General features: G+C 61.6%; 7 protein-coding genes. All 7 read right to left on the bottom strand.

All coding sequences use genetic code 11. The features are described 5' to 3' along the window. Window positions 1-450: 450 nt before the first annotated feature. Window positions 451-1398 carry a glutathione synthase gene (gene gshB, locus E2583_RS21760; protein ID WP_291598572.1) on the bottom strand — a complete coding sequence of 316 codons (948 nt, stop codon included), beginning with the start codon at window positions 1396-1398 and terminating at the stop codon, window positions 451-453. A gap of 79 nt (window positions 1399-1477) precedes the next feature. Next, window positions 1478-2656, bottom strand: coding sequence for a benzoate/H(+) symporter BenE family transporter (locus tag E2583_RS21765; protein WP_291598574.1), 1179 nt, complete (start codon window positions 2654-2656; stop codon window positions 1478-1480). Between the two features lie 138 nt (window positions 2657-2794). Next, window positions 2795-4663, bottom strand: a complete 1869-nt coding sequence (locus tag E2583_RS21770; RefSeq protein WP_291598577.1) for a potassium transporter Kup — start codon at window positions 4661-4663, stop codon at window positions 2795-2797. Window positions 4664-4741: 78 nt separating this feature from the next. Beyond that, window positions 4742-6037: a glutamate--cysteine ligase gene (gshA, locus tag E2583_RS21775; RefSeq protein WP_004340452.1), complete on the bottom strand. Its 1296-nt coding sequence runs from the start codon at window positions 6035-6037 to the stop codon at window positions 4742-4744. A gap of 78 nt (window positions 6038-6115) precedes the next feature. Continuing rightward, window positions 6116-7582 carry a TrkH family potassium uptake protein gene (locus tag E2583_RS21780; protein ID WP_291598582.1) on the bottom strand — a complete coding sequence of 489 codons (1467 nt, stop codon included), beginning with the start codon at window positions 7580-7582 and terminating at the stop codon, window positions 6116-6118. A 9-nt stretch (window positions 7583-7591) separates the two neighbouring features. Beyond that, window positions 7592-9052 carry a Trk system potassium transporter TrkA gene (gene trkA / locus E2583_RS21785; protein ID WP_291598584.1) on the bottom strand — a complete coding sequence of 487 codons (1461 nt, stop codon included), beginning with the start codon at window positions 9050-9052 and terminating at the stop codon, window positions 7592-7594. Window positions 9053-9133: 81 nt separating this feature from the next. After that, on the bottom strand, window positions 9134-9720 hold a 587-nt coding region (locus tag E2583_RS21790), incomplete at its 5' end, for an aldehyde dehydrogenase family protein (RefSeq protein ID WP_291598586.1).

Genomic DNA, 9720 nt, shown 5'->3' on the forward strand with positions numbered 1-9720 from the left:
CGCCAGCGTTCAATCTGAGCCAGGATCAAACTCTATAGTTCGATCTTGAATTTAAAGTCTTTCGACTGCTCACTCACTTGACGGAATCAAGAAGAATTAATTCTTCCTCATTACTGTTTTTGTGAGCGCTTGATAACTCCGAAGAGTTTGTTCCGAAGAACTGGCTGCTTGCCCTCAAACGCCCACGCTTATCGGCTGTATTTTTTTAAGGAGCCGAGTGCAAAATCAAGAAGCTTGACTTTGAATCTCGTGGCTTGCTGCGATCAGCGAAGCCTTGAATTCTATCACAATTTTACCGACTGATTTCTTTCAGATCGGCTGGAGAAATTCGCATTTCGCCCTGTGAAGCCCTGCATTGTACACAGATTTTTGCCATCCAGACAACGCCCGCACGGACATCCAGACAATGAACCCCGGCAGGCCTTGCCTGCCGGGGTTCATTGTCGCTTCTCAGGCGCGAGCAGCCTGCTCCAGTGCGTCGACAAACAACGCAGCCACATCGCAGCCGGTCTGGTCGAATATCTCCTGGAAGCAGGTGGGGCTGGTCACATTGATCTCGGTGACGTTATGGCCGATGACATCCAGCCCGATCAAGAGCAAGCCACGTTGCACCAGGCGCTCCCCAATGAACTCGGCAATGGCCTTGTCCTGCTCTGCCAACGGCTGGGCAACGCCCTTGCCGCCGGCCGCCAGATTCCCGCGCACTTCATTGCCCTGCGGAATGCGAGCCAGACAGAACGGCACGGGTTGGCCACCGATGATGAGCACCCGCTTGTCGCCATGAACGATATCGGGCAGGAACTTCTGCACCATGACACTGGTGGAGCCGCCCTGATTCAGGGTTTCGATGATGCTGCCTAGATTGCGGCCGTCTTCGCCGACCCGGAAGATGCCCATGCCGCCCATGCCGTCCAGCGGCTTGAGGATGATGTCCTTGTGCTCTGCATGAAAGGCACGGATGTCCTGGGCACTGCGCGTGACCAGCGTCGGCGAGATGAATTGCGCAAACTCCATGATGGCAAGCTTCTCGGGATGCTCGCGCAGGGCACTGGGCTTGTTGAAGACCTTGGCCCCCTCTCGCTCGGCCTGGCCGAGCATGTGCGTGGCATAGAAGAACTCGGAATCGAACGGCGGATCCTTGCGCATCACGATGGCATCAAAGTCTGCCAGCGCCGTCAAAGCGCTGCGCGTTTCCTCGAACCAGCGATCTTGTTGCCCGGTCAGCGTGATATGGCGCACCTGGGCCTTGACCTTGCCGCCGCTCTGCCAGGCGATGTGACGAGGCTCGCAGCTCACGATCTGGTGTCCTCGGCGCTGCGCCTCGCGCATCATGGCAAAGGTGGAGTCCTTGTAGATGACGAAGGACTCCAGCGGATCGGCGACAAACAGTATTTGCATGGTGAAGAACTCTAGCGGTAGAGGTAGATACCGGCATCATGCCCAGCCAGGCATAACACCACAACATGACGGCAGATACTCAGCCTCTGCGCGCACGCAGCCCCTGGACAAGCAAGGCCAGACTGCCAGCGACCACCCCCCAGAAGGCGGAGCCCACCCCTGCGATGACAACACCGCTGAGCGTGACCAGAAAGGTGATGAGCGCTGCTTCCCTGTGCTTTTCTTCCTTGAAGGCCGTGGCCATGCCGCCCCCTATGGAGCCCAGCAAGGCCAGCCCGGCGATGCACGCCACCAACTCCCGGGGGAAGGCCGTCAGCAGACCCGTGACGACTGCACCAAAGATACCTATCAATATATATAGCAACCCGCACACGGCAGCAGCGGTATAGCGCTTGTTTCTATCCTCATGGGCCTCGTCCCCCATGCAGATCGCCGCCGTGATGGCGCTGAGGTTAAGGGCATAGCCGCCAAACGGCGCCAGCAGCATGGTCGCTACGCCGGTCATGCTGATGACCCTGGACACCGGTATCGGATAGCCCGTGGCGCGAATCACTGCCACGCCCGGCAGATTCTGCGAAGCCATGGTCACGACAAACAGGGGCAACGCCAGGCTGACGAGCGCCTGCAGCGAGAACTCGGGAGCCGTGTAGACCGGCATGGCCAGTCCACCATGCACGGCCGACCACTGCATCTGCCCGCTCAGCGCCGACCATGCGGTTCCGGCGAGCAGGGTGATGATGACGGCATAGCGAGGAGCCATGCGCCGCGAAAGCAGATAGGCGAACAGCATGACCAGCACCAGGGGCAGGTTGGTCTCGGCCGCAGAGAAAGCCTGCATGCCGAACCTGGCCAGCACACCGGCCAGCAGGGCCGACGCAATTTCCATGGGAATGCGGTTCATGATGCGCTCGAACCAGCCGGTCACCCCCGCCAGAGTGATGAGGGCCGCACTGACGATGAAGGCTCCGATTGCCTCCCCCATGGAGAAACCGCCTGCCAACCCCGCAGTGGCCAGCACCGCCGCCCCTGGAGTGGACCAGGCGACCATGACAGGCATCCGCAGCATCAGCGACGGGACCAGCGAGCACAGCCCCATGCCCAGGCCCAGCGCCCAGATCCAGGAAGTGATTTGTCCAGGCGTGGCATGAAACGCCTGCGCCGCCTGAAACACCAGGGCCACCGAACTGGTAAATCCCACCAGCACGGCCACAAAGCCTGCGGCGACTGCGGCAGGACTCAAGTCTTGGAAAAAGCGCATCCGTGCATTCTGGCACCAGCCCCGCCCCAAAAGATGCGCCCCGCGCGAACGCGAACGGCGAAGGCCGCCCTCACCTCCAGATTCACCGCCATCAGCGCTTTCGCGCACGACACCAAAGGCCTATGGCATTCGAGGTTCCTACAGCTCGATCTTGGAGCCCAGCTCCACCACCGAGTTGCTCGGCAGGTGCAGGAAATCAGCCACCCGGCTCGCGTTCTTGTGCATCTGCGCGAACAGCTTTTCGCGCCAGTGCGCCATGGAGTTGTTCATGCGCGGGATGATCACGTCACGCGACAGGAAATAGCTGGTGGCCATGGAGTCCAGCATGCAGCCCTGGGTCCGCAACTGCGCCAGCGCGGCGGGCACATCGGGCTCGTTCTTGAAACCATAGTGGATGATGACTTCCCAGCAGTCGCCGCCCAGAGACTCGGACTCCACCCGCTTGTCCATCCCCACCCATGGCACTTCATGGTTGCGCACGGTCACAAAGAGGTTGCGCTCGTGCAGCACCTTGTTGTGCTTGAGATTGTGCAGCAGTGCATGCGGCACGGTGCCAGGCTCGCCCGAGAGGAAAACCGCCGTACCAGGCACTCTCGTGGGGGGATGGCGCCAGGTGGCTTCCAGAAACTGGCGCAGATCCAGCGCATCCGCCTGCAATTTCTGATGCAGCAGCTCACGCCCGCGGCGCCAGGTCATCATCAGGGTGAAGACCGTGCCACCGATCAGCAGCGGGAACCAGCCGCCTTCAAACAGCTTGAGCAGGTTCGAAGCGAAGAAGGCCAGATCCACCACAAAGAAGAAGCCTGTGGCCAGCAGGCACAGGGCCAGCGGGTAGTTCCAGCGATAGCGGACGACAAAGAAGGTCAGCATCGTGGTGATCAGCATGTCCAGCGTCACCGCAATACCGTAGGCCGCCGCCAGATTGCCGCTGCTGCGGAACAGCAGCACGGCCAGCGCAATCGCCACGAACAGGCCCCAGTTGACCAGAGGCATGTAGATCTGGCCGGTTTCCCTCACGCTGGTGTGGCGCACCTCAAAACGCGGGAAGTAACCCAGCTGAATGACCTGGCGCGTCACGCTGAAGGCTCCGGTGATCAGGGCCTGCGAGGCGATCACGGTAGCCAGGGTGGCCATGATGACCAGCGGCAACAGCGCCCAGCTGGGCGCCATCATGAAAAACGGGTTCTTGACGGCCTCGGGGTTGGCCAGCAGCAGAGCCCCCTGGCCGAAGTAATTCAGGGTCAGCGCCGGCATGGCAATGCTGAACCAGGCCAGCCGGATCGGCTTCTTGCCGAAATGCCCGAGATCGGCATACAGCGCCTCGGCACCGGTCACGCAGAGCACGACCGAGCCCAGAATGATGAAACTGATTCCCGGGCTGTTCCAGATGAAGAGGATTGCGTAATGCGGGCTGAGCGCGGCCAGGATTTCCGGGTGACCCATGATCTGATGCACACCCAGCAGGGCAATACAGGCGAACCAGGTCACGGTGACGGGTCCGAAGAACTTGCCGATGCCAGCCGTTCCGCGTTTCTGTACGAAAAACAGCAGAAACAGAATCACCAGCGTCAGCGGAATCACGGCCTTGGTGAAATGCGGCGAGATGACCTCCAGGCCCTCGACCGCCGAGAGTACCGAAATCGCCGGAGTGATCACGCCGTCGCCATAAAACAGCGAGGTACCGAACATGCCCACCAGAAACAGCGTGCCCGAAAGGCGCGGCTTGTCCTTGACCGTCTGCGAAGCCAGCGCCAGCATGGCCACCAGTCCGCCTTCACCATTGTTGTCGGCACGCAGCACCAGGATCACGTACTTGAGGGAGACGATGACCGTGAGCGTCCAGAACAGCACCGAGAGCACGCCGTAGACGTTGGCCGGCGTGAACGGCACATAGCCTGAGCCGAAAACCTCCTTGACCGAGTACAGGACACTGGTGCCGATGTCTCCATAGACGACACCGATCGCGCCCAGGGTCAGGGCGCCTAGCGAGGATTTCGAATTTTGCACAGGTCAGGAGCGACTCGTAAGGCAGTCACCGGGTGAGGAAATTGTCGGCATTGTGCGCTGTCCTCAGCGCCTGTGAACTCAGTCGTAGATTTCTGCGTCGGGATTAGTGGCTTCCAGCTCGTAGCTGGCAGCCAACATGGCCAAACGTGCTATCACGCCATACATATAGAAGCGGTTCGGTGCGCTGGCGCCCGGACGTGCGCTGGCCTGCGGCAGGTGATTGCTCTGCTGGAAGGCGAGCGGCACATAGCCCGCGCCGGGGGCATTGAGGTTCTCGTCCTCGCCGCGCTCGGGGTGCATGCGGTAGAAACCGCCCACCACATAACGGTCCATCATGTAGACCACCGGCTCGGCCACGGCGTTGTGCATGCGCTCATAGGTCAGCACGCCTTCCTGGACGATGACGTCATGCACGGTCTGACCGTCCTTGATGACCCCCATCTTGTTGCGGCTCTTGCGCGGCAGCGCGGCCAGTTCCTTGGCGTCGCGCACGGTCATCACGCCCATGCCGTAGGTGCCATTGTCGGCCTTGACCACGGCAAAAGGCTTTTCCTTGATGCCGTACTCCTTGTATTTGCGGCGCACCTTGGACAGGATCACGTCCACCTGCTCGGCCAGGGCCTCCATGCCCGTGCCTTCGGCAAAGTCGATGTTCTCCACATGACCAAACAGGGGATTGATCAGCCAGGGGTCGATGCCCAGCAATTTGCCGAAGCGCTTTCCGACTTCCTCGTAGCTCTGGAAATGACGGCTCTTGCGGCGCACATTCCAGCCCGCATGCAATGGCGGCAGCAGGTATTGCTCGTACAGCTCCTCGATGATGCCGGGCACGCCGGTGGAGAGGTCGTTGTTGAGCAAAATGGTGCAGGGATCGAAGTCCTTGAGGCCCAGGCGGCGCTTGCTGCGGATCACCGGCTCCAGCTTGATCTCGTCACCCAGCGGCAGCGTGATGGACAGCGTCTTCTTGATCTCGGGGCTGATGGAGCCGATGCGCACATTGAGACCCGCCATGCTGAAGATGCGCTTGAGCTGCAGCACGCTGGCCAGATAGTGGGTGTTGCGCGTGTGGTTCTCGGGGATGATGAGCAGATTGCGCGCCTCGGGACATATCTTTTCGATGGCAGCCATCGCAGCCTGCACGGCCAGCGGCAGCATTTCATCGGTCAGATTGTTCCAGCCGCCTGGAAACAGGTTGGTATCCACCGGCGCCAGCTTGAAACCCGCATTACGAATGTCCACCGAGCAGTAGAACGGCGGCGTGTGCTCCATCCATTCCAGGCGGAACCAACGCTCAATGGCAGGCATGGAGTCGAGAATGCGCTGCTCAAGTTCGTTGATGGGGCCGGTCAAAGCCGTGACGAGATGTGGAACCATAAATACCCTCAGGAGACGGTGGTGGGGGGCAATTGTAGAGATGGAAGCATGAGATAGGTGTTTTCCCCAGTCTTTGTCTCAGCGACGCCAGAATGCCGGTGACAGCAAAGCCATGAAACTCAGTATCTCGAGCCGCCCCAACAGCATGCCCAGAGTACACACCCAGATCTGGAAATCCGTCAACACCGTGTAGTTGGATGCGGGTCCCACGGCTCCCAGGCCCGGCCCCGTACAGTGCACGCTGGCCAGCACGGCGGAGAAGGCGGTCAGAGGGTCCAGATCAGTCAGCAGCAACACCATGCTCAGCACAATGACAGTGGCACCGTAAACCAGCATGTAGGCCAGCACCGAAAAAATCATCGGGTTATCCACCACCGCATCGCCCAGCCGGACCGGCTGCACGGCGCGGGGGTGCACGAGACGCGTCATCTCGCGCCGGGCCTGCTTGACCAGGATGAGCATGCGCACCATCTTGATGCCACCACCTGTGGAGCCTGCACTGGTGGCAACCCCCGACAGCAGCAACAGCAAAACGGGAATGAACACGGGCCAGGACAGGTAGTCCGTGGTGGAGAAACCGGTCGTCGTGGCGACCGAAACCGCATGGAACATGCCGTTGCGCAAGGCGTCCAGAGGCCCATAGACCCCCTTGACCCAGAGCAGCAGCGCCACCAGCAGACCCGCGCCCAGCAGCACGCCAATCGTGGCGCGCATTTCGGGGTCGCGCATGAAACTGTCGATACGGCCCTTTCGCATGGCCACGAAATACAGCGCAAAGTTGCAGCTGGCCAGCAGCATGAACAGCAAGGCCGCAGCTTCCAGCAGCGGCGAGTTGAAATAGGCGAAGCTGGCATCGTGCGACGACAGTCCGCCCAGACTCACCGTGGCGAACATATGCATCAGCGCATCCAGGGGCTGCATGCCGCAGACCCAGAAGGCCAGGAAACAGCCGATGGAGAACAGCGCGTACACACCCCACAGCCCCTTGGCCGTCTCCGTAATACGCGGAGTGAGCTTGGTGTCCTTGACCGGCCCCGCAGCTTCCGCCCTGAAAAGCTGCGCGCCGCCGACCCCCAGCAGCGGCAGCACGGCCACGGCCAGAATCAGAATGCCCATGCCGCCCATCCATTGCATGAAGGTCCGCCAGACATTGATGGACACCGGCAGCTGATCCAGACCGCTGAGCACCGTGGCTCCCGTCGTCGTCAGGCCCGAGACGGCTTCGAAGTAGGCATGGGTGAAACTGATGGAAATGCCCACCCGGCTCAGCCCCATCATCAGTGGCACCATGGCGCACAGCGGCAGCACCACCCAGACCAGCGTCACCAGAATCACGCCATGGCGCGGCTGCAGGTCCTGCTTGTAGCGGTGCAGCCCCCCCCATAGCAGCAGACCCACGCCGACGGTCAACCCGATCGACCAGGGGTAGATGCGCCAGATGCCATCCTGCGTGAACCATGAGATGCCGAAGGGCAGCAGCATGGCACCGGCAAACATGATCATCAGCATGCCCAGCACGCGCAGGACAGGAAGCAGGTCTTTCATGTGCGCAGACTAGAAAAAGGTGGCGCTGACACGGAACAGGTTTTCCACATTGCGCACCAGCCGCTTGTTGGGCAGAAAGAACACCACATGGTCACCGGACTCGATCACGGTATGGCTGCGCGGGATGATGACCTCGGTCTCCAGTGCCGCGCCCGCCACTTCCTCGCAGGTCTTGCCCTCGGGGATGCCGCGCACGATGAGACCGATGTGCACCTCCTCGGGCAGGCGCAACTCTTCCACCTTGCGCCCCACCACGCGCGAACTCTTGCGGTCGCCGCGTGCCACGATCTCCAGCGCCTCGGCCACACCGCGGCGCAGGCTGTGCACGGCTTGCACGTCGCCGCGACGCACATAGGCCAGGAACTCGCCCAGCATCGCCTGCGCAGGGGACAGCGCGACATCGATCTGCGTGCCGTGCATCAGATCGGCATAGGCACGGCGATTGATCAGCGACAGCACGCGGCGCGCGCCCATGCGCTTGGCCAGCAGGCTGGACATGATGTTGTCCTCGTCGTCATCCGTCAGCGCGAGGAACAGGTCCACCTCTTCGATGCCCTCCTCCTCCAGGAGGGCCTCGTCGGTGGCATCGCCTTCCAGCACCAGCACTTCGGCAGGCAGTACCGACGACAGGCTCAGACATTGCTGGGCATTGGACTCGACGATCTTGACATGGAAGCGCCCTGGCGTCTGCGCCAGCTTCCTGGCCAGCCGCAGGCTGACCTGGCCGCCCCCGGCAATCATGATGCGGAACACCGGCCGGCTCGGGCGGCCTTCGGGCAGATTGATGGCCTTGAGCGCCTCGGACACATGCTCGGTCGCAGCCAGCATGAAGACTTCGTCACCGGGCTCGATGCGCGTGGCACCGTCGCAGCGCACGAACCGGTCGGGCTCGTCCATGAAGCGGCGATAGATCGCCACGATGCGCATGGCCAGTTCCGGCATGCGCTCACGCACCTGGGCAATCTGCAGGCCCACGGCCGGCGCGCCGGCGCGGGCACGCACCGAGGCCAGGGCGGCCCGGCCACCTGCAAAGGCGCGAACCTGCATGGCTTCCGGGTATTCGATGAGCTTGCGGATGTAATGGGTGACCGATTCCTCGGGACAGATGATGCGATCGACCGCAAAACCTTCCTTGCCCAGCACCGGATCGTCCACCGCAAAGCTGGACGAGCGCACCCGCGCAATGCGGGTCGGAATGTCGAACACGGCCTGGGCAATCTTGCAGCAGACCAGGTTGGTCTCGTCCATGGAGGCACAGGCGATCAACAGGTCGGTATCCTTGGCGCCAGCCTCGGCCAGGACCTGGGGATCGATGCCGTTGCCGACCACGCCGCGCAGGTCGAAGCGCGACTCCAGCTCACGCAATGCTCGCGCATCCGTGTCGATGACGGTGATTCCGTTTTGCTCGGACACCAGACTTTCGGCCACACTCTGGCCTACGCGCCCGGCACCCAGAATAATGATTTTCATGGTGTTATGGAAAGGGATCCAAGCTGCGGCATCAATCCAGACCGCCAAGGGCCGCAAGCAGCCCCCGGCGGAGGGTGAATCTCAGGAACGGACTTCGCCGTCGCCCAGGACCACGTATTTGAGCGAAGTCAGGCCCTCTATGCCTACCGGCCCGCGCGCATGGAATTTGTCGGTGCTGATGCCGATCTCGGCACCCAGTCCGAACTCGAAGCCATCGGCAAAGCGGGTGCTGGTATTGACCATGACGCTAGCCGAATCGACCTCGCGCAGGAATTTCTGTGCGTGCAGGTGATTGGTCGTCAGAATCGACTCCGTATGGTGGCTGGAGTACTTGTTGATGTGGACAATGGCCTCGTCCACGCCGTCCACCAGCTTCACGCTGATGATGGGGGCCAGGTATTCCTCGTACCAGTCCTGCTCCACCGCTTCGGCCAGCCTGGCATCCTTGACCGTCTGCAGGATGGCCAGCGCCTCGGGATCGCAGCGCATTTCCACGCCCTTGGCGGCATAGACGGCACCGATCCTGGGCAGGAAGTCTGCAGCCACGCCGCGCGCCACCAGGAGGCTTTCGCTGGCATTGCAGGGGCTGTACTTGTTGGTCTTGGCGTTGTCGGCCACCTTGACGGCCATGGCGATGTCGCAGGGATCATCGACATAGGTGTGGCAAT

Source organism: Comamonas sp., assembly GCF_009360615.1.
Classification (GTDB): domain Bacteria; phylum Pseudomonadota; class Gammaproteobacteria; order Burkholderiales; family Burkholderiaceae_C; genus Comamonas.